At 38.8% G+C, this 21,429-nt stretch carries 21 protein-coding genes and 2 riboswitches; of the genes, 17 read left to right on the top strand and 4 right to left on the bottom strand.

Annotation, left to right across the window (positions count from 1 at the left end; genetic code table 11):
* Positions 1-45: 45 nt before the first annotated feature.
* Complete coding sequence (locus ACGHIY_RS01575) at positions 46-1,566, bottom strand: hypothetical protein (RefSeq protein WP_390525609.1); 1,521 nt, start codon at positions 1,564-1,566, stop codon at positions 46-48.
* Between the two features lie 524 nt (positions 1,567-2,090).
* Here ACGHIY_RS01575 and glmS point away from each other — a divergent pair.
* The 10 genes from glmS to ACGHIY_RS01625 all read left to right on the top strand — a co-directional run bounded on the left by glmS (position 2,091) and on the right by ACGHIY_RS01625 (position 11,614).
* Positions 2,091-3,923: a glutamine--fructose-6-phosphate transaminase (isomerizing) gene (glmS, locus tag ACGHIY_RS01580; protein WP_287526427.1), complete on the top strand. Its 1,833-nt coding sequence runs from the start codon at positions 2,091-2,093 to the stop codon at positions 3,921-3,923.
* Between the two features lie 56 nt (positions 3,924-3,979).
* The gene (gene trpS / locus ACGHIY_RS01585) at positions 3,980-4,966 is read left to right on the top strand and encodes a tryptophan--tRNA ligase (protein ID WP_287526429.1); all 987 of its coding nucleotides are present in this window, start codon (positions 3,980-3,982) and stop codon (positions 4,964-4,966) included.
* A 36-nt stretch (positions 4,967-5,002) separates the two neighbouring features.
* A complete protein-coding gene (locus ACGHIY_RS01590; protein ID WP_270279204.1) occupies positions 5,003-5,479 on the top strand; it encodes a hypothetical protein in 477 nt (158 codons plus the stop codon).
* A gap of 259 nt (positions 5,480-5,738) precedes the next feature.
* Positions 5,739-6,551: an amino acid ABC transporter substrate-binding protein gene (locus tag ACGHIY_RS01595; protein WP_004693860.1), complete on the top strand. Its 813-nt coding sequence runs from the start codon at positions 5,739-5,741 to the stop codon at positions 6,549-6,551.
* 123 nt (positions 6,552-6,674) lie between these two features.
* Complete coding sequence (locus ACGHIY_RS01600) at positions 6,675-7,331, top strand: amino acid ABC transporter permease (protein ID WP_004693858.1); 657 nt, start codon at positions 6,675-6,677, stop codon at positions 7,329-7,331.
* A 153-nt stretch (positions 7,332-7,484) separates the two neighbouring features.
* Positions 7,485-8,240, top strand: a complete 756-nt coding sequence (locus tag ACGHIY_RS01605; protein ID WP_004693856.1) for an amino acid ABC transporter ATP-binding protein — start codon at positions 7,485-7,487, stop codon at positions 8,238-8,240.
* 8 nt (positions 8,241-8,248) lie between these two features.
* Entirely contained in the window at positions 8,249-9,520 is a 1,272-nt protein-coding gene (locus ACGHIY_RS01610) for a hypothetical protein (RefSeq protein WP_390525610.1), read from the top strand.
* 169 nt (positions 9,521-9,689) lie between these two features.
* Positions 9,690-10,136: a universal stress protein gene (locus ACGHIY_RS01615; RefSeq protein ID WP_004693853.1), complete on the top strand. Its 447-nt coding sequence runs from the start codon at positions 9,690-9,692 to the stop codon at positions 10,134-10,136.
* 192 nt (positions 10,137-10,328) lie between these two features.
* Positions 10,329-10,619 (top strand): metalloregulator ArsR/SmtB family transcription factor, encoded by a 291-nt coding sequence (locus tag ACGHIY_RS01620; protein WP_004693850.1) that lies wholly within the window; start codon positions 10,329-10,331, stop codon positions 10,617-10,619.
* 119 nt (positions 10,620-10,738) lie between these two features.
* Positions 10,739-11,614 carry a DMT family transporter gene (locus ACGHIY_RS01625; RefSeq protein ID WP_155086362.1) on the top strand — a complete coding sequence of 292 codons (876 nt, stop codon included), beginning with the start codon at positions 10,739-10,741 and terminating at the stop codon, positions 11,612-11,614.
* Positions 11,615-11,655: 41 nt separating this feature from the next.
* Here the strand turns inward: ACGHIY_RS01625 and ACGHIY_RS01630 are convergent, their stop codons facing one another.
* Positions 11,656-12,645: an AEC family transporter gene (locus tag ACGHIY_RS01630; RefSeq protein ID WP_390525762.1), complete on the bottom strand. Its 990-nt coding sequence runs from the start codon at positions 12,643-12,645 to the stop codon at positions 11,656-11,658.
* Between the two features lie 368 nt (positions 12,646-13,013).
* Between ACGHIY_RS01630 and modA the strand changes: the two genes are divergently transcribed.
* The 3 genes from modA to ACGHIY_RS01645 all read left to right on the top strand — a co-directional run bounded on the left by modA (position 13,014) and on the right by ACGHIY_RS01645 (position 15,359).
* Positions 13,014-13,802, top strand: a complete 789-nt coding sequence (gene modA / locus ACGHIY_RS01635) for a molybdate ABC transporter substrate-binding protein (protein WP_120055602.1) — start codon at positions 13,014-13,016, stop codon at positions 13,800-13,802.
* Between the two features lie 253 nt (positions 13,803-14,055).
* Positions 14,056-14,724 (top strand): molybdate ABC transporter permease subunit, encoded by a 669-nt coding sequence (modB, locus tag ACGHIY_RS01640; protein WP_278604674.1) that lies wholly within the window; start codon positions 14,056-14,058, stop codon positions 14,722-14,724.
* An 8-nt stretch (positions 14,725-14,732) separates the two neighbouring features.
* Positions 14,733-15,359, top strand: coding sequence for an ATP-binding cassette domain-containing protein (locus tag ACGHIY_RS01645; protein ID WP_195213473.1), 627 nt, complete (start codon positions 14,733-14,735; stop codon positions 15,357-15,359).
* Here the strand turns inward: ACGHIY_RS01645 and cytX are convergent.
* A complete protein-coding gene (gene cytX, locus ACGHIY_RS01650) occupies positions 15,343-16,527 on the bottom strand; it encodes a putative hydroxymethylpyrimidine transporter CytX (protein ID WP_128114479.1) in 1,185 nt (394 codons plus the stop codon). The genes ACGHIY_RS01645 and cytX overlap by 17 nt on opposite strands.
* Positions 16,528-16,579: 52 nt before the next feature.
* Positions 16,580-16,685: riboswitch (TPP riboswitch) on the bottom strand.
* A gap of 81 nt (positions 16,686-16,766) precedes the next feature.
* Positions 16,767-16,861: riboswitch (TPP riboswitch) on the top strand.
* Positions 16,862-16,924: 63 nt separating this feature from the next.
* On the opposite strand from cytX, the gene thiW reads away from it, so the two are divergent.
* Genes thiW through thiM form a run of 3 tightly spaced genes read left to right on the top strand, consistent with a single transcriptional unit; the run spans position 16,925 to position 19,771 of the window.
* A complete protein-coding gene (gene thiW, locus ACGHIY_RS01655) occupies positions 16,925-17,404 on the top strand; it encodes an energy coupling factor transporter S component ThiW (protein WP_004693836.1) in 480 nt (159 codons plus the stop codon).
* Positions 17,404-18,237 carry a bifunctional hydroxymethylpyrimidine kinase/phosphomethylpyrimidine kinase gene (thiD, locus tag ACGHIY_RS01660; protein ID WP_004693834.1) on the top strand — a complete coding sequence of 278 codons (834 nt, stop codon included), beginning with the start codon at positions 17,404-17,406 and terminating at the stop codon, positions 18,235-18,237. The genes thiW and thiD overlap by 1 nt, the downstream gene beginning before the upstream one ends.
* A gap of 13 nt (positions 18,238-18,250) precedes the next feature.
* On the top strand, positions 18,251-19,771 hold the full coding sequence (thiM, locus tag ACGHIY_RS01665) for a hydroxyethylthiazole kinase (protein WP_390525611.1): 1,521 nt from the start codon (positions 18,251-18,253) through the stop codon (positions 19,769-19,771).
* A gap of 154 nt (positions 19,772-19,925) precedes the next feature.
* Here thiM and rbr read toward each other — a convergent pair whose 3' ends face one another.
* Positions 19,926-20,471, bottom strand: coding sequence for a rubrerythrin (rbr, locus tag ACGHIY_RS01670; RefSeq protein ID WP_004693830.1), 546 nt, complete (start codon positions 20,469-20,471; stop codon positions 19,926-19,928).
* Between the two features lie 751 nt (positions 20,472-21,222).
* Here rbr and ACGHIY_RS01675 point away from each other — a divergent pair.
* Positions 21,223-21,426 (top strand): DUF951 domain-containing protein, encoded by a 204-nt coding sequence (locus tag ACGHIY_RS01675; protein ID WP_004693828.1) that lies wholly within the window; start codon positions 21,223-21,225, stop codon positions 21,424-21,426.
* Positions 21,427-21,429: the final 3 nt, after the last annotated feature.

Below are 21,429 nucleotides of genomic sequence, written 5' to 3' on the forward strand. Positions count from 1 at the left end.
TAGCACTACTTTGGATTGGAATAATTCAAAGTAGTGCTTTTATTATTATTTATCAGCCACAACGAGTTTGTATCCATTTAAGTGAATGTTACTACCTGTTGTGTCTTCGTTGTTCAAGGATTTTATATAGCTGTCGCCTGTGAGTATCCAATTGGAGTCTTTGCTGAGTTTCACAGTTACTTCTTTAGCAGCATTGTCTGTGTTTACAGCGCATACAAGGCTAGATCCATTTGTCATGTCTAGTGCGATGGTACTGATTGAATCAGCCATAATATTACCGCTTAGTTCTTGATTAGATGTGCGGAGTGTAAGATGACCGCCGTTCTCACCAGTTTTTCCCCAACGGGAGTCGGCAGCTGCTTTCACTAGGGTAGAAGTGTTCGGCATAGAGATGGCATTGTTAGACAGGTCTACTTCAGCAGTAGTGTTGTTTACATAGAGGAACGCACCCGTAGCGTGAGTTGTAAGTGTATTATTCTCTGCTTTCAGACGAGCAATACCGCTTTCAGCATCACCAGAGAAGCTTTGATATAGCATGAAACCATTATCTTTGTAGCCTGTTACATTGGAGTTTGTAAGGGTAATGGAGTTCTTACCTTCTACGACGCCAATTTCACTGTTATTCGCTATGCCGTTGACATTGTTCACTATAATATTACCCGTGGAGTAGATAACAGGGCTGCCTTCGCCAGATGTCGTAAGTTTGGCTGCTTCTGCGTTGATAGTGCCTTCTCCGCGATCTGTAGCAAGTGTGGCAGAATGAGCACCTTCAGTGGTGATAGTTAGATTTTTGCCATTTACAGTGCCTTTGTAAGTGGCATCTAAGCCACGAGAGGAATCGCTTTTTGTGTGAATATTAGTGTTTTCTACGTTGATAACAGAGCCTTCACCAGTGGCAAAGACTGCGTTAGAGCCTTTAGAATTAGATGTAATATTGCTACCTTTGATGTTAATTTGGCTACCCTCGATACCGAGGACTACTGCATTTTGACCGCGGAAATTGCTGTTGTCATCGCTTGTAGTGTCGCCTGTTTTATCGAAAACGCTATTTTCAATATCAATTACCGCTTTATTTTTACCGATGAAAGCATTCTGATCAGCCGTTGTGTTTGTCATCAATTCGTGAGCAATGGATTTGTTTTCTGTAACGATAGTTGTGCCTTTAAAAGTACTAGGATCTACTTCAACTTGTGGTGCCATTCCATTAGGGGCTCCATTCTGCATAGCCATTGGAGGCATACCGTTAGGAGTGCCAGAAGGAGGATTTCCATTTGGAGGTATTTGGTTAGACGTGCCTGTAGGTGATTGACCTGCAGGTGGTTTGCCGTGAGGTGCACCGTTTGGAGGTGTGCTTCCTTGTGCGGATGGTACTGTTTTAGTTTGCTCTGTTGAGGTTACAACTGCTACGTTAGTACTAGTTTGAGTCTCTGCGGCTAAGGTTGGGATAACCGCTAATGTCGATAAAGCGGCACCAAGGACTGCAGGTAACACCCAACGACGTAATTTTCTATATGATAAGCTATTCTTTTTAGTTTTATGTTGTTTCTTTATAGTTGTTTTATTCATGATTAATATCTCCCAAATTATATACATACATTTTGAAAATACAACAAAATCTAATTGTGTAAAATTTAGAATGATAGAAGTATAATTTCTTACAATGAAAAGGATGTGAAGCATAGAAACAATCTTTTCTATTCTTTTTGGATTATCTGTGGTGGTTTACTTTTTATCGATTTTTTTAGTATAATATACCTCAGTACATATTTTATTTTGTACTGATTCTGCCGTATATCATAGAAAGGAATTCCAAATTCGTAAAGGCGAATAGCGCAAGTACCCGCGAAGGCAGTCGTTAGGGTAGACGAGGTGAAGAGTGATCGAGTCATCAGCGGATGCTCTTCCGGCATATTCATGTCGTAACAGGTATTAAAAAGCCCATCGGTAACGATGGGGACAAAGTATATCTGAATGAATTGTATTGAACTAATATTTAATACATTAAATAGAATATTAATCTAGAACATTAATTAGTTAGCCTTAGTTTTTGCTGGGGCTAGAAATACCCCCAGTTATAGGAGGATATACTTATGTGCGGTATCGTAGGATACATTGGCTTTAATCAAGCATCTGATTTCTTATTGGACGGTATGGCGAAATTAGAATACCGTGGTTATGATTCTGCAGGCATCGCTATTATTGGTGCTGAAAATGTTATTAAAATTCAAAAAAAGGTTGGCCGTCTCTCCAATTTAGAGACTATCGTGAAAGCAGATCCTAATGAAGGAACTGTAGGTATTGGTCATACTCGTTGGGCTACACATGGTCGTCCATCCGATATGAATGCGCATCCTCATGCATCTGAAGATGGTAAATTTGCCGTTGTACATAACGGTATTATTGAAAACTATATGCCTTTAAAAGAGGAACTCATCGCAAAAGGATATCATTTCAAATCTGAAACGGATACAGAGGTGGTTGCACATTTGTTGGAGGATATGTATGATGGCGATTTTGTCGGTACTGTTCGTCGTATGCTGAATCGTGTAGACGGTGCGTATGCTCTCGAAATCATCTGTGCCGATGAACCGGATAAAATCATTTGTACAAAGAAAGAAAACCCTTTGGTTATCGGCCTCGGCAAAGGGGAAAACTTCGTTGCTTCCGATATTCCAGCTATTATTAATTACACACGTGATACATATATTTTAAGCGATGGCGAATTAGCTATCGTAACTCGCGATAATGTATCCGTATTTGACCGTGAAGGTAATGCAATCCATAAAGAAGTATTCCACGTAAGCTGGAATGCGGAAGCAGCAGAAAAAGGCGGTTATGAACACTTTATGTTGAAAGAAATTCATGATCAACCTAAGGCTGTTCGTGATACATTTGGTACACATATTTCTGAAGACGGTAAAACTGTACACTTCGAGGAATTGAACTGGACTGCTGACGATGTAGCCGCTTTCAATAAAATTCTCATCGTTGCATGCGGTACTGCATACCATGCAGGGCTTGTAACAAAACAATATATTGAAAACTTGGCGCGTATTCCAGTTGATGTGGAAATCGCATCTGAATATCGTTACAGCAACCCGTTGACTGATGATAAAACATTATGTATCGTTATCAGCCAATCCGGTGAAACATCCGATACATTGGCGGCCTTGAAGGAAGCTAAACGCCTTGGTGCTAAATCCTTAGCTATCACAAACGTAGTAGGTTCCAGTATCTCCCGTGAAGCAGATAACACTGTTTACACATGGGCTGGTCCTGAGATTTCTGTAGCGTCCACAAAAGCGTACACTACTCAATTAGTAGCAGGCTTGTTGTTCGCTGTATACCTTGGCCAATTAAACGGCAAAATGAATCCAGCTGTAGGCGAAGAAATTCTTAGCGGTGTTAAAAATTTGCCTGCATTGATTCATGAAATCTTTGAAGTAGACGAAGATATGAAAGCCTTTGCTAAACATTATGGCTTCAAATCTGACGCATTCTTCTTGGGTCGTGCTATCGACTATGCAGTAGCGATGGAAGGTGCTTTGAAGTTGAAAGAAATTTCTTACATCCACGCTGAAGCATATGCTGGTGGCGAATTGAAACATGGTACATTGGCTCTTATCGAAGAGGGCGTACCTGTTATCGCATTGGCTACACAAGAGGATGTTTACGATAAGATGATCAGCAACATCCGTGAAGTAAAAGCTCGTGAAGCTATTGTAATCGGTATTGGCATGAAAGGTGACGAAGAATTATCTAAACACGTAGACCACACCATTTATGTGCCTCGTGCGAATAAATTTATCGCTCCAATCTTAGCAGTTGTACCATTGCAACTATTGGCGTATTATGCAGCAATTACACGCGGTGCAGACGTAGATAAGCCACGTAATTTGGCTAAATCTGTAACCGTAGAATAATATATAACCAACAGTGCTTTCGCACTGTTGGTTTATTTCAATATAGGGAGACTATTATGGCAGTTATATTTTCCGGCATCCAACCAAGTGGGGAGTTAACACTTGGTAACTATTTGGGGGCTTTACGTAATTTCTTAGACTATCAAGATACTGATGAATGTTACTATTGTATCGTTAACCAACATGCGATTACGGTACCGCAAGATCCAAAAGAATTATTTCAAAATACTCGTAATTTGGCTGCATTGTACCTTGCGGTTGGCCTTGATCCTAAAAAGGTAACATTGTTTGTTCAATCCGAAGTACCTGAGCATGTTAAGCTCGGTTGGGTTATGCAATCTATTAGTTATGTTGGCGAATTAGAGCGTATGACTCAGTACAAGGATAAGTCTCAAAAGCAAGGGGATTCTATTCCAACTGCATTGCTTACGTATCCACCGTTGATGGCGGCAGATATTTTGCTATATGGTACGAATTATGTTCCTGTAGGGGAAGACCAAAAGCAACATCTCGAGTTGACTCGTAATTTAGCAGAGCGTTTTAACCGTAGATTCGGTGAAACTTTTGTAGTACCTGATATCAAGGTAGGAGAAGGTGGCGCTCGCGTTATGAGCTTGCAAGAACCAACTAAGAAAATGAGTAAATCTGATGATAACCAAAATGCTACAATCCGTCTTTTGGATTCACCAGATTTAATCGTGAAAAAGTTGAAACGAGCTCAAACTGATTCTGATAATGCGGTTCGCTATGATAAAGAAAATAAACCTGGCATCTCTAACTTGATGGGAATCTACCGTGCTATTACAAAAGATAGCTACGAAGCTATCGAAGAAATGTACGCTGGTAAAGGTTACGGTGTATTTAAATCCGATATTGCCGACCTTTTAGTAGCAACCCTTGAACCAATTCAACAACGTTACAATGAATTGATTACAAGCCCTGAATTGGATGTAATCCTTGATGAAGGGGCTGCTAAGGCGCATGCTAAAGCAAGTGCAATGTACCGTAAGGTAGAACAAGCTATGGGCTTGTGTCGTAAATAAAATCATATAGTAGACTTTCAATTTGTGAGGTAAACCATGACGAAACAAGAGGCGATGGAACGCTTTTCATCAGGTGCCGTACAACAGAGCTTAGAAATACATTGCGGTATACAGTGGACCGGTCGCATCATCGGTCTAGTTGCGTGTGCGTTGATTGTAAAATATATGCCCTCAGACTGGGCGGAACGTGTATGGTATTATCTGTTGTTGCTCGTGATATTATGGACCCTTCATAGATTAGGTGAAAGTCAAGCTTTTATCTGTGAAAAGGGCCTCGTGTTAAAACGTAGGCCTTTTTCTGTGAAAGAATACTTTCACAGTTTATTCTATGGGGATGAATATTTCGTCTTTGTTGATTATGAGCATATTATTGGATTCACTGAGGAATGGCGTGAGTTGCAAGCGATGAATGGTCATGGTGGGATCTATGTGATACCACTTGATCTACATCAGGTGGCGTACAAGGATAAAATGGCGATGATTGAGGCCATTCATAAACATACGCAGTCATAAAGTATAAGTACGTAGCGTCATACAATATAGGTATACAGAAATATAAATATAGGACTACAGAAACATAAAGCAAATGAATCTAGAGTCATAAACTATATATGTGGAGAGTCTCTAAAATAAAAAATATAAAATTTATCGAATTAACTATTTACAACTTTAATAAACTAAAGTATAATACAATCATTAAGTACGGAATCTAAATCTGTATTGAACATATTATTAAGTAGTAAATAGGCGATAATCGCCGTGGAGGATAGTTATGAATTGGAAAAAGATGATGGCTGTTGGCCTTGCAGCCGTGTCTATGATGGCATTTGTAACAGGTTGTGGCGGTGACGCTAAAAAAGCTAATACAGAATTGCCTAAGAAAGTTGTTATCGGTTTAGATGATAGTTTCCCTCCAATGGGCTTTAAAGATGAAAAAGGTGAAATCGTCGGCTTTGATATCGACATGGCTAAAGAAGCAGCTAAACGTGCTGGCATGGATGTAGAGTTCAAAGCTATCGACTGGTCTAGTAAAGAAGCGGAACTAAAATCTAAAAAAATTGATGCTTTGTGGAATGGCTTAACAGTCTCTCCTGAGCGCGAGAAGAATATTTTGTTCTCCAATACATATATGAAGGATAAACAATATGTCATTGTTCGTAATGACGATGATTCCATTAAAGGTAAAGCCGATTTAGCTGGTAAGGTAGTAGGCGTGCAACAAGCTAGTACTGGTGAAGCAGCATTGCAAAACGACCCAAGCGGTAAGACGGTTAAAGAAACAAAATCCTATGCGGATTTTGTAAGTGCATTTATGGATCTTGGTATTGGTCGTGTTGATGCGGTTATTGCTGATGGTGTAATCGCTCGTTATCTCATGACAAAAGAACCTGGTAAATATAAAATCGTAGAAGGTACTGACTACGGTGTTGATAATTTCGCTGTTGGCTTCCGCAAAGATGATACTGCTTTGCGTGACAAAATTAATGGTATCTTAGCTGAAATGAAAAAAGACGGTACTGCTGATAAAATTGCTGAAAAATGGTTAGGCTCAGGTGCAGACTTAGATAAGAGCGATGCTAAATAGTACAATTCGTGATATACTAATAGTACTATGGTCAGTAGGTACAACTGATAATTAAAGAACGAAATGTACACTAGAGAAGCGGCCAGATGGCCCTTCTCTAGTCGTGTTTTGAAGGAGTCTTTCATGTTAGATTATTTATTGCAGATTATCCCAACCATCGCTGATGGTTTAAAGGTAACCGTATCGCTATTCTGTATTGTATGGATTTTATCTATTCCTGGTGGCATTTTAATGGCTATGTTACGCCTATCTAAATTGCCTTTAGTAGATAAGCTTGTCGATGCTTTCGTATATTTAATGCGGGGCACGCCGTTGATGCTACAAATCTTATTCGTCTATTATGCATTACCAATCATCACAGACGGTGCCATTCAAATGGATGATGCCACGGCAGCAGTTCTTACCTTCGTATTAAACTATGCAGCTTATTTATGTGAGATTTTCCGTGGGGGCATTCAATCTATCTCTCGAGGTCAGTACGAAGGGGCGAAAGTGCTTGGTTTTACCTATGCACAAACTATGCGTAAGATCATCTTGCCACAAATGTTTAAACGTGTATTGCCTCCTCTTGCGAATGAGACGATTAACTTATTGAAAGATACATCTCTCGTGTATGTATTGGCGATGAATGATATCTTGCGTATTACAAAATCTATCGTACAACGTGATTTTGATATTTCTGCATTCCTCGTGGCAGCATTATTCTACTTGATCTTTACCTTTATTTTAACGAATATCTTCAACTACTTAGAACGAAGATTTGCCGTATACGAAGATTAATCTAATTCTATGATAGTTTGTCGTATGTAATCATATAGCTAGTTTTATAGGTGAGATACTTTTATTTGATGTCTATAGATGTGATTTTGTAGATGAGATATCTTTACTTGAGGTGCTGGTTATATACTTAATATGACGACGTAAGAGGTACTTATGACATTTGTAAATATGGAGCGTATTGAAAAACGCTTTAATAATCAATCAGTATTGCGCGATGTGTCGCTCAAAATGAATAGAGGAGAAATCGTTTCTATTATTGGACCTTCTGGTTCAGGTAAATCCACATTTTTACGCTGCTTGGGCCAGTTAGAAACAATTGATGGAGGCTCTATTACCGTTGATGGTACGGTTCTTGCTAGTACTGAAAATGGGGTTGTAAAATATGCTTCTCCTCAAACTCAGCATGAATTATTGCTTCGTATGGGGATGGTATTCCAATCTTTCAACTTGTTCCCGCATATGACGGTATTAGATAATATTATGATTGCTCCACGTATGGTAAAAGGTATGAAAGATGATGAAATCTCACCGATTGCAGAGCAATTACTCAATAAAGTAGGGCTATGGGAAAAACGTAATATGTATCCATCTCGCTTGTCTGGTGGTCAGCAACAGCGTGTAGCTATTGCTCGTGCGTTAGCGATGAATCCTGAAATTATGCTATTTGATGAACCTACATCTGCTCTCGATCCAGAGCTTACTGGTGAGGTTCTTAAAACGATTAAACAATTGGCGGACGATCACATGACGATGATTATCGTAACCCATGAAATGAACTTTGCTCGTGAAGTATCGGATCGTGTTATCTTTATGGCTGATGGTGTTATTCAAGAAGAAGGAACACCAGAACAAATTTTTAATCATCCGCAGAACGAAAGAACGAAAGCGTTCTTGGATAATATGTTATAGGAGGTTCTATGAAGTTACGTTTATTTGCGGCAATCTTAGCTGTCATGGCTTTGGGAACGACTTCTATTATGGCAGAAGATTTACAGAAGACGCCTGATACACCTTTATCTATTGTGGAATCTCAGAAGGATTCCGCATCTATTTTGCCAGAACAATACAAATCCTATGCTACTAAGATGAACACGGTGGTGAAGGATTACAAAAATGGTTATATGTTCTCGATTCCTTGGCGTGTAGCTGATGGCGTTATGTTAGATATGGATGTGCGTAGTGAAAGCGAACATATTCAAGGATATTCCTTCAATTTAGCGGGCCCTACGCAAGAGGATTCCTATACAGTATCTTTTACTAAGCGTAATAATACACCACAAGAAGGGGTATCTCAAAAAGAATGGAATACAACTTGGTATGGTGTACCTATTAAGGGCATGTCTAATGAGGAGTATTTGAATATTTGGCGCCAACATAGCAATAACTTTGAACATAATGATATTATTGGTGGGTTCTTTACTAAGAAAGGTGCAGTTTCCGCACGCTGGGATAAGAGTACACCAAAATCTTATGCGGACATGACATCTACAGAGCCGGTTCAGTCTGTATTTGAAGCAGAATTTATCATGGAGAAAGATCCAACTCATCGGTACAATTTGTCTAGTACCTATGCTCCTGTTCGTGCAGAGTTTATGGAGCTAGGTTTGATGGAGCATACAATCCCATCCTTTGAATTGATCAATAAGCGCGGCTCTAATGCTATTAAAGGGGTAAAAAAAATATTAACCGGCACAAGCGATATCAGTGTTGCAGAAGGCATCAAATTTACCTATCCGAAAGGCTTTACCCGTCTTAATGAAAAGGGTAAGATTGCTTTCACTAAACATAATGTACGCCTCGACATTGAGTCCTTTACAATCCCAGTACAAGCTGTTAGCTCCGGCATGCCAACTATGATGGCTAAGCAAATGCTTGGTGATTATTATCTTAAACAATTGGTCGATGTGAACAAGGCCACGATTACTCGCTATGAAACGCATATCATTGACGGTAATGTGATGTTCTATTTGGCGGGACATATGAAAAATCCAAATACGTCTGATACATCTGTAGCGGAACCAGTATCCTTTGGTGCAACAATTATTCTTGGCAATGAAGGTAATGTAGCAGTAGCTCGAATGATTGGTCCATCCACTAGCAATCTTGCTACTCAGGAACTTATAGATATATTAGATGGTTTTAAATTGACTACTACACTTAATACAAATCAATCGTCTCAGGTTCTTTAATATACGCATAATATTCTTTTATTTGTATAATTCTGTACGATTTGTGCTATAATGTAATAAATCCTCAGAAAAAAGAGGAGTTTTCCTTGATGGTCTAGAATATATTAGTATAGGCTAAACGATATTTGATCATATCCCCTTTGAGGGATTAGGAATAGGAGGGGTTATTATGGTTACCTACAAAACTATTGTCGTACCTACTGATGGTTCTGAAAATGCTAAACGTGCGTTGGAACATGCTCTCGCTGTAGCGGATCGCAACCAAGCTGAATTGATTGTTGTTCACGTTGCAAATATTGTGTCTGCTATTTCCAATTTTGATCAAACACCAATTTCTGGTGGATATGTATCTGAGCAAATTGCTGAGGATATGGAAGAAACTGGTAAGGAAATTCTTAATGATGTAGTGAAAGAAATTCCTGCAGGCGTAAAAGTTAAAAGCGTATTTGAAGTTGGCTCCCCTGGACCTGCACTACTTGCAGTGGCAAAAAAATATAATGCTGATCTCATCGTAATGGGTAGCCGTGGTCTTGGCCCTTTGAAAGGCTTATTCATGGGTAGCGTAAGTAGCTATGTAACTAGCCACTCCACTTGCCCTGTATTAATCATTAAATAATTTATATCTTATATTTTATATAGATATGATAAAAAAAGAGACTTTGGTTTCTCAAAGTCTCTTTTTTATGTTAAAAATGATATAATGTCTATATGTATGCCATACATATTGGTGTTATACGTTAAGACGTATCGATTAGTGACATAGAAGAGCTACAAAAAAGAATGGATAGGATTAAAAAAGGGGGATTATATGACCGACAAACAAGAATCATTGCTGAAGCTAGCAGAACTGTTTAAAATCTTGGGTGATCCTACACGCCTTAAAATAGTAGAGCTATTACTAGAAAATGAAATGTGTGTTAATCACATTGCAGAAACCATGGAGATGGGACAATCTGCTATTTCTCATCAATTGCGTGTATTGCGCCAAGCACGCCTTGTTACATATCGCAAGGATGGGAAAACAGCATATTATTCTCTAAACGATGATCATGTTGAATGTTTAGTTCGCATGGGGATGGAACACGTAGCTCATCAATAATTACATTTTAGTATCATGAACACATTTCGTCCTACTTAGGATGAAATGTGTTTTTATATTTTATATATTTTATTTGAGTTGTATTTGATTATGGAGAAGTATATAAAGTGAATCTGTTAATGAAAAATATAGGAATATTAGTGGTATTTTTAGCTACTGTATTCCTATCAACAAAATCTATATGGGCAAAATTAATTTATTTAGATTCACTGAGCCCCTTGAATGTTCTTGCGTGTAGGGCTGTTTTATCATTACCTTTTTTCCTTATACCAATGATTCGTTTTGATTGGAATAGCGTGAATAAAAGTAAGGTTTTTAAATACTCATTTTTTGGAGCTATTCTTTATTTATCTTCATCTATAGCTGACTTTATAGGATTATTATATATATCTGCCTCATTAGAACGTGCTGTTCTATTTACATTTCCAATTTACGTTTTTCTGTTATCTTCAGATTTATCACGCATTACATTTTCAAAAGTAGTTCTAATTGTATCTACTGTGCTAGGCTTAGCAATTATGTTTAATCCTACCGTTGATAACCACCTTATAGATACTTTAATAGGTATTTCACTAGTTTTACTTTCTGCCATCTTTTGGGCGTTGTTTATTATTTATAGTAAGAGGGCTGTTTCGAATATTAGTCCTACTATTTTTACTAGTACTTATATGTGTATAACTACAGTACTTTTACTTTTTGGCTTTATAATTGATAGCAAAAATTTTACTACTTTTTTAACGCTTCAAACTCATACTATGATTTATTTAGTATTTTTGGCCATTTTTTGTTCTATCATTCCTTCATATTTGATGTCTTTTGGTCTTAAAAAAATTAATGCATCTCTTGCAGCAGTTATTAGTGCAATGGGACCAATAGTTACTTTAGGTTTAGATGTAGTTATTCTTAATCATAATTTAGCCTTGAATGAAATTATCGGTGCTATAATTGTTACAGCTTGTGTAACTTGTTTAACAAGGCTAAATGCTAAGGCATAAAAAATCACTCATAGCCATACGACTATGAGTGATTTTTTATTTTAATATAATGGGAATAGGTAATAGGCTATAGTAATAAACAGTGGCATAGTTATAGCGGATAAAATGGTTGTGCCCATTACGATTTGTGTTGCATATTCTGGATTATTCTTCATTTCAATAGCAATAAGAGACATATTGATAGCGGTAGGTACGCTGTAGGTTATGATGATAGTTTGTGCCGCTATTGGATGCATAGGGCCGTAGAACATAATGAATAGTATGGTAATACCAGCTGCTATGAATGGACTTACAATGAGCCGTAATGTAGTAGCAAGCATAACATCCATTTTGAAGAAGTTTAGCGGTGTTCTGTTAATTTGAACACCCAAGGCAATCATAGCGACGCCAACGAAGGCATTGGCAAATATATTGAGCGGTGCAAAGAAGAAGAGGCCGTGTAAATCAAAAGGGAGTAGGTGGCAAAGTAGTGCCAGTGGAATGGCATATACCATGGGCATGTGAAATACGACTTTTAGTGCATCCCGAGGGGTTAATCGTCCTGCTCCCGCTTGGTAGAAACCATAGGTATTACTGCTAATAGTTTGGATAATCATGATAGATACAACACTCACTAAACCTAGATTAGCATAGGGTGTAGCACCATCAATGACGTAGGGAATGTTAGTAAATACAAAGATGGCAAGAGCGACACCCATGTTCCCAACATTATTAAACATGACGCAGTTTTTCAGGGTTGCAATTTTAGCCACATCATAACCTTGCATCTTTCCTACTACATCTGAAAGAATTGAGTTTAGTATGAGTACACAGAGCGCACAGAATACAATTTCCAAGGTACCTGAGTTAAGTTTGGCTTCGTACATTGCTCGAAATATAAAGGTAGGCAGCAGTATATAAAAGTTTAGTTTACTCAGTGTATATAGATCGAGTTTAAATTTTCTATCTAATATAAATCCTACCCCTATAAGTACTAGGATAGGTACCATAGAGTTCATAAAGATATGGCCTACTAATTCGAATAGATTCATCATCTCACCTAGAGTTTCTCATTAATATAAAGGCATAGTTTTAATGTATCGTATAACTATATAGCAAATATACAGTTACTTTATATAAGTTAAAAGTGAATAAGCGTTACGAAATGTGCTTATTCTTTATAATATTATCATACCATAGTATGTATTTTTTGGGATTTAAAAAATTATTGATTATGATTACTTATCATAATCATCAGAAATATCTATGCAATATGTGTTTTTGGATATACGACTTTAGCTATCGATTTATAGTATAATATGAATATATTGTATATTTTAATTTGTTAGTACACGAGGTGTCTCTAGGTGTTACCATAGCTTTTACAGTGTGGCGTTTTAAGGGATACACAGGAGGAATTATGAAACGAATTTTATTAGTGTTAATGAGCGTTTTCATGCTTGCCTTTTTAGTTGGCTGTGGTAATGATGCAAGTAAACCAACTGAGTCGGCTAAACCAAGTACATCTGAAAAGATTACTGTACAAGCTGCAGCGAGTCTTAAAGGTGCTCTTACCGAATTGGCAGATGCATACAAAAAAAGCCATAACTTAGCAGATGATCAAATTGCTATTAACTTTGCTGGCTCTGGTACATTACGTCAACAAATCGAACAAGGTGCGCCAGCTAGTCTGTTCATTTCTGCTGACGAAAAAAACATGAAAATGTTACAAGAGAAAGACTTAGTAACTGATGTAAAACCATTTGTGACTAACGAACTTGTTCTTGTTGTTCCAAAAGGCCAACCTAAAGTTGAATTGAATCAAATTGCTTCCGTAAAACGTATCGTATTAGGTAACCCTGAAACAGTACCAGCTGGTAACTATGGTAAACAGGTATTAACAAAACTAGGCGTTTGGGAACAAGTAGAACCTAATGTAGTGTATGCGAAAGACGTTAAAGCTGTAACTGCTTCCATTAGCCAAGGTGCTGGTGATGTTGGTTTCATCTATAAAACTGATGCTATCGCAGCTGGTGATGCAGTTGAAATCTCTGCTGTAACACCTGCTGACTCTCATGATCCAGTTATCTATCCAATCGGTATTATCAAAAAATATGACAACGCGTTGGCAAAAGACTTCTACCAATACGTAATGAGCCCAGAAGGCCAAAAAGTGTTAGAAAAATACGGTTTCTCTACTTCTAAATAAGAGTAAAACGCTAGCTTTCAGGGCTAGCGTTTTCTTATGATACAATAGAGACATTATTGGTATTACTAATAACATTATTTCTAAGGGTATGCTATTTTTAACTGTATGTAATTTCTAGCTCATTTGTAGTGATGACTGTTAAATAATCTAGCATATGATATGATTTTAGGCATATAATTTGCTTAAAAATATTTTGGGACTAATGGATATAGCACATATTGTAGAGTTATTCTGTATAGAAAGGGGGCGTGACATGAGTCCATTATGGCTATCACTATGGGTAGCAAGTATAGCTCTTATTATAGTTATTTTAAGTGGTTTAGCCGCATGTTATTGGATGAATCGCTGTAAATGGAGTGGCATGGCTATTATTGATGCACTTATTACCTTGCCGCTTGTATTGCCACCAGTTGTTGTTGGCTTTGCTCTTCTCATGGTGTTTACGCCAGGCTATGCCTTTGGTGCATGGCTTGAGACGCATGGTATGAGCGTTGTGTTTGCTGCATCTGGTGCGGTGGTAGCATCTTCAGTTATTGCGTTTCCATTATTTTATCAGACGGTGCGTTCTGCATTACAATCTGTCGATCATAATATGGAGGACGTAGCGCGCACATTGGGTGCTTCAGAGTTACGTATCTTTTTTACTATTTCTGTACCACTCGCTTGGAAAGGCATTTTGACGGGCAGTATTTTAGCATTTTGTCGAGCTATGGGCGAGTTCGGTGCCACAATCTTGATTGCCGGTAATATTCCAAAGGTAACGCGCACCATGCCACTTGCTATCTACTCTTACGTAGAGGCAGGGCAGTACATGGATGCCTTTGAATTAGTTATCTATATTTGTGTGCTCACATTGGCATTGTTGAGTGGGATTCACCTCATCACAAAGGGGTCCTTGTTCCGCCATATTGATAATAATTAGGAGGTCCGATGATTACATTTTCCTTTACTGTAGCGAGACCTTCTGTGACTGTGAAAGCCGATGGTGTACTTCCTTCTGGTATCACAGTATTAACAGGCCAATCCGGCAGTGGTAAAAGTACATTTATTAAATGTATAGCGGGCCTTGTGAAGCCTACTACGGGTAGTATTCAACATGATGAAATGACATGGGTGGATCGAGATAGTAAGATTTGGGTTCCCGCTCAAAAACGTCAGGTAGGCTATATGCCACAAGGGAATATTGTATTTCCACATTTGTCTGTGGAACATAATATTACCTATAGTAAACGAGGCACACCAGAGATGTGCAATAATCTATTGCAGCGTTTAGGCCTCGAAAAATATCGTAAAACGAAAGCAGGTAGCTTGTCTGGTGGTGAGCAACAACGCGTTGCATTGGGGCGTGCTCTTTACTCTAAACCAACCATCTTGCTTCTTGATGAACCATTATCTGCACTAGACTGGAATTTACGTAAGCATGTTCGAGAGGATCTTGTTTCCATTATTCGCGAATGGGATGTGCCATGTGTATGGGTTACCCATGATGAAAGCGAAGCCGAAATGGTTGGAGATCGGCACTGGACTTGTGAAGAGGGGCTTATAGTAAGGCGTTAGCAGTTTTGCTTATGAATCCCACGATGGTTGTTACGATAAATGCTATTGCAAAGGCTGGTAATGTTGCACCTATAGAGCTTTCACTATGCAACATATAATGGTATAAACCTACAGATACAGCCCAAATCAGCCCACGAATTAGATAAGCCGATAGCGTTTGTACTTGCTGGCGGTTGACAAAATAGTCTGCCAATAAGATGGCAATCATTGGCGCAAATACAGAGCCGATAAGGTATAGAAAGTCTGTAATATCGTCCATCGGATATAGGATGGCTGCAATAGTGCCAACGATTGTAACAATAACTGCAATGCCCTTACTAGATGCACTATTATAGATGGTGGTGCTAGAAACACCTGCAGAGTAAGCGTCCATAAAGGTTGTAGTGACAGTAGAGAAGATAATTACGAGGAGCCCTGCTAGGCCAAGGCCTGCATTCATCATAATGGTAATAATAGAGTCTCCACCACCAAAGATAGCGGCACTAAGACCTAAGGTGTACATAACGATACTTGTTATAGTGTAGACTGTAGCACTTGTAAGTGATGCGGAGAAAGGTTTTTTGCTTTCACGGGTATAATCACTGATGAGAGGTAGCCAAGATAGTGGCATGGCAATAGATAATTCAAGAGCAGCGATAAAACTCATATTTCCGCTAGTTAGAAGGCTACCTTCGTTAGGCCACTGCGATATCATGTGAGCGCCCATGTAGAGGGTGAGACCTAGCAATAGAACAGATACGATGGCTTGAATATAGCCCGTATTATGGAGGCCGATGAAGAGCCACAAAATGACGAGGGCCCCGATGGCAATGGTCCAAATCATAGGTGATAGAGGTGCCAGTGCTTGTAAGGCTAACATGGCATCGTAAATCATGATGCTGGTCCAACCGATGAGTTGGAGCATATTTAAAAAGGCAAAGCCCTTTGCCCCTAGTGGGCCAAAGCTGAAGGCGGTAGTATTCATACTGCCTTGCTGTAAACGTCCACCGATGAGGCCAGCTCCAAAAAGTAATATACCGCCAATGATGTGCCCCAGTATGATGGCATAGAGACCCTGTGTAAGTCCTAAGGGGGCCAGATAGGTACCGGTCATAATTTCCGCAATCGATAGAGCGGCACCGAACCATATCATGGCAAATTGTGGTTGCGTGATGTGTGTATTTTTCATACGTCCTCCTTGCCAGGAAGTCATAGAAAAAGCCGAGCTCACAGGAACTCGGCCATTAATCCTCTATGTTCCCTACGTTGGCATTATCCAAATCAGGTTATGGGTTAAAGCTTTAGCTTACTCTCAGCCCACTTGTGTGAGCACCCCATTATGGCTTCATTATACGAGGTGCTACGGGAACCGTCAATTATTTTGTTGCATAGATTGTATAATAATGTTATAACTAGATTATAAAAATATATTGCCACTAGGGGTGCTTTTGCTGAGATTGACCATTCAAAACCCTAGACCTGATCCAGATAATACTGGCGTAGGGAAGTGGAATGAAACATGATACCAAACTATTACGAGACCATTCCATTTGAGGTGGTCTCATTTTTATTTACTTGGAGGTATTATGAAAAAAATGATTATTGCTAGTATATGTGTGGCCTTAGGTGTCGTCTTATCGACTACGTCGATTCCTATTGGCCCTGCTCGTATTTTTCCATTTCAACATATGATGAATGTAATCTTAGCCGTTATAGTTGGAGCGAGATTCTCTGTAGGCGCTGCCTTTAGTACTTCTTGCTTACGTAATGTACTAGCACTAGGTTCTCCATTAGCCTTTCCAGGTAGTATGATTGGCGCTTGGTTATCTGCGTATTTATATAAAAAATACAACGCCATCTGGGCAGCGGCTTTAGGGGAAATCATTGGCACTGGACTTATTGGTGCTCTTCTAAGCTATCCAATTGCTCATTTCCTACTAGGCAAACCATTGGCATTGTTGACCTTAATTACATCCTTTTCCATGAGCTCTATCGGAGGTGCTTGCATTGGCTTTGTAGTATTACAAATCTTATCTCGACGTAATCTGTTACACAAGGAGGCATAATGAAACTACATACTGCATTAACAATTGCCGGTACTGACCCTAGTGGTGGCGCTGGCATTATGGCTGATTTAAAATCCTTCCAAAGTCGAAATGTATACGGCATGGCCGTTGTTACTTCTGTGGTGGCTCAAAATACAACGGGTGTACATCACGTAGAACACCTATCGCTAGAAAGCATAGAAAAACAGTTACACGATGTATATTCAGATATTACACCACAAGCCGTTAAGACGGGCATGATTGCTTTACCAGAGATGATGGATCTCATTTATCCTTATGTGAGTAAGAACATCCCTTATGTGATGGATCCAGTTATGATTGCCACCAGCGGTGATCGACTTGTATCGGATAAGGCCGTCGATTTCTTAAAATCTAAACTCATTCCGGTCGCCACAGTCATTACACCTAATCGTAGCGAGGCAGAGGTGTTAGCGGACATGTCTATCTCTTGTAAAAGTGACATCACAACAGCAGCTAACCGTATTTTACGTGAATTAGGACCTCAAGTGGTCATCATTAAAGGTGGGCATATTGGAGATGATGCAACGGATTATGCTTTCACCAAAGATGGAGATGTGCGTACGTGGACAAGTCCTAAATATAATACTGTTCATACTCACGGTACGGGTTGCACCTTCTCGGCGGTTATTACGGCAGAGCTCGCGAAAGGGCGTGATGTAATGGAAGCCATAGGTATTGCAAAGAACTATATTGCCCTTGCGATTAAGCATAATCCAGCGCTTGGAACTGGCTGCGGACCTGTTAATCACATGGCTTATGGTTTATTGACAAATGGCCCTCAAACGATGGATGAACTCTTGAAAAATGAGTAGAGGAGATAGTTATATGACCTATGAAAATCCATATATAAATAGCTCAACTTGGACCGAACTGAATATATTAGAGACTCTACGCAAAAGAAATCCGCTTATTATTTGTATTACAAATGATGTAGTGCGAACCTTTACGGCTAACGGTTTACTAGCCATCGGAGCATCACCCGTGATGAGTGAGTGTAGCGAAGATTTGAAAGACCTTATCGTTCATGCTTCTGCACTGCTCATCAATATTGGGACCGTTACACCAGATAAGGTTACTTATTACAAAGAGGCTGTTAAATTAGCGAAGGCTCATGAGGTACCCATTATACTAGACCCTGTGGGTTGTCACGCCGGGGCTTATCGATTATCTGTTGTTTTAGACTTGATTAAAACTGATGCTATTTCGTTACTACGGGGCAACCAAAGTGAAATCAAAGCCATCTATGATGCTCTTAATACAAATCATAAGGTTAATAATTCTCTCTCTGGTAAGGGCGTAGATGGGGAACAAGTTGAGGATAGCGCAATTATAACGTATCGTCTTGCACGCCAAATTAACTGTCCTGTTGTCGCAACGGGGGAAGAGGACTATGTTTCTGACGGAACCCGTGTATTTGCAGTTCCTCATGGTCATCCAATCATGACAGCCGTAACTGGGACTGGTTGTTTATTAGGTGCTGTGTTAGCTGCATTCTTTAGTTCCTATTGTCCATTCATGTATAACATGTCTATAGGTGAGTTTCTTGCGTATGCACTGGCTTACTATGGTCTAGCTGGTGAAAGTGCGGTTAATGTGAGCGGTGTAAAACCTGGTAGTTTTAGTATGGCATTTATGGATGCCTTATATGAATTCGATGATGCGATGCTTTTATCCGAAAACCGAATACGGCCTGTAGTTGTGCCCGATCAATTAAAGGTATATTTTATTAGTGGTACACAGGATGTAGGTTTTAATGAAAGCCATTTACTGGACATTGTTGAAGCTGCTTGTCGAGGTGGTGCGACCTGCTTTCAATTTAGAGAGAAGGGCATAGGAACATTAGAAGGACAACAGAAACTAGAATTAGCTCAGCAGTTAAAAGAAATTTGTGCTATGTATAATGTGCTTTATATTATTAATGACGATGTAGACTTAGCAGTGGCTGTTAATGCTGATGGTATTCACGTAGGACAAGAAGATATGCGTTTAGAAGACGTTCGCAATCTTGTCGGGAATAAGGTCGTTGGTATATCCATTCACTCTTTGGAGGAACTTCATAAGACCGATGTAGTGTATGCGGATTGTGTTGGTGTAGGCCCTATGTATACTACAAGTAGCAAACCTGATGCTCAATTGCCGTGCGGACCTGAGCGCATTACTGAGCTGCAAGCAGAAGGCCTAACATTACCTTGTGTTGGCATAGGTGGGATTACGTTAGCTAATGCAACGCCTGTTTTGCAAGCTGGTGCCAGTGGAGTAGCCGTAATATCTGCTATTGCTCATGCAGATGATCCATATGAAGCAACACAACAATTTAAAAATTTAGTAGACAAAATAAAAATCTAGCAAAAGAATGCAAAAAAGACGATGACAAATGTCATCGTCTTTTTGTTAAGGAAGTTGTCAGTACTTACTGTAAGTTTAGATTGTACTTACAGGTATAGTTTCATTAAAATCTGTACTTACAGGCTATTAATCTAGTTGGTGTCGCACTTACAGATTAGATGGATTCAACGAAACGGTGGAAGAAAGCTTGTGGGTGTGCACATACAGGACAAACTTTTGGAGCTTCTTCACCAACGTGTACATAACCGCAGTTAGCACAGATCCAAGCTACTGGTTCGTCATTGTGGAATACTTTGTTACCGGATACTTGAGCGGCTAATGCAAGGTAACGAGCTTCATGACGAGCTTCAATTTTACCAACTTCGCGCATTTGGAAAGCGATTTTAGCAAAGCCTTCTTTTTCGGCTTCGTCAGCGAATTCTTTGTACATTGTAGTATGTTCGTAGTTTTCACCAGCTGCTGCATCGCGAAGGTTAGCTTCGATATCAGCGGAAATATCGCCACCATGAAGAGCTTTGAACCACAATTTAGCATGTGCAGATTCGTTGTGAGCTGTTTCTTCGAAATAGTCAGCGATTTCGTTCATGCCAGCTTTACGAGCTGCACTAGCGTAGAATGTATATTTTTGAAATGCTTGGGATTCGCCAGCAAATGCTGCTTGAAGATTTTTTTCAGTGTTAGAACCTTTTAATTCTGCCATTTTAATACTCCTTTGTACTTACGATAATTTTCAAAATTGTTACTTAACGTATATATTCATAACCACTTGGTTGTGAATGCAATGGAATAGAATACTTATTCTATCAATTTCGAGGGCGACTTCGCCTTAGTAAGAAAACTTATTCTTAGATCAAATAGACACTTGCCTAACTCTTAAAATAGTACTTACTTATTTGTGTGTTTCGGCACTTGCCGTCTTAACAGTTTTATATACAATGTGTTATCCGTATACTTAACGAATAATCATTGTTGACTATATTGTAACATACTAAATGAGAAATGCAAGTCTTTTTGTAAAATTTATTTCGAAAATTTTCTAAATGATAAATATTATCAATGCAGTAAAAATGTGGGTTTATAAAGATTGAATAGTATGGGATTTATAAAAAATCTATATTTTGATATTGAGAATGATAACTAAATGAAAAATCATTATTGTTTAGTTGTTAATGTTAATTTCGTTGTATGCACTAATATTTCCCCATAAAATATAATGATTAAGTGCAAAGTTTCTGTAACCTTTTGGTGGTTATAAAATAATAATTCTCTTGATTTATGGTTTAATTATAAGAACAGTAGATATATTAAAATTGTACATTATATATTTAGGGTGAAAATTTTATGGTTATATATAATAGAGGATTGAACTATAGAATTAGGGTATATTTATAGAAGTAACTATTTTATGTATAATAAATATATAAATACTGACAGAAGTTAAAGGAGGCGCTATGGCATTTGTTAGATATTACGTAGGCGATGTAGTGAAAATGAAAAAATCGCATCCTTGTGGCAGTGACGAGTGGGAAGTTAAGCGAATCGGCACAGACTTTCTCATCGTATGTAATGGCTGCGGTCATCAACTCTTGATGCCGCGCCCTAAATTTGAAAAGGCTGTTAAGAAAATCGTCTCTCGATTGCCGGAAAATGAGTAAGGA

The sequence above is a fragment of the Veillonella parvula genome, from assembly GCF_042850485.1.
GTDB lineage: Bacteria > Bacillota > Negativicutes > Veillonellales > Veillonellaceae > Veillonella > Veillonella parvula_Q.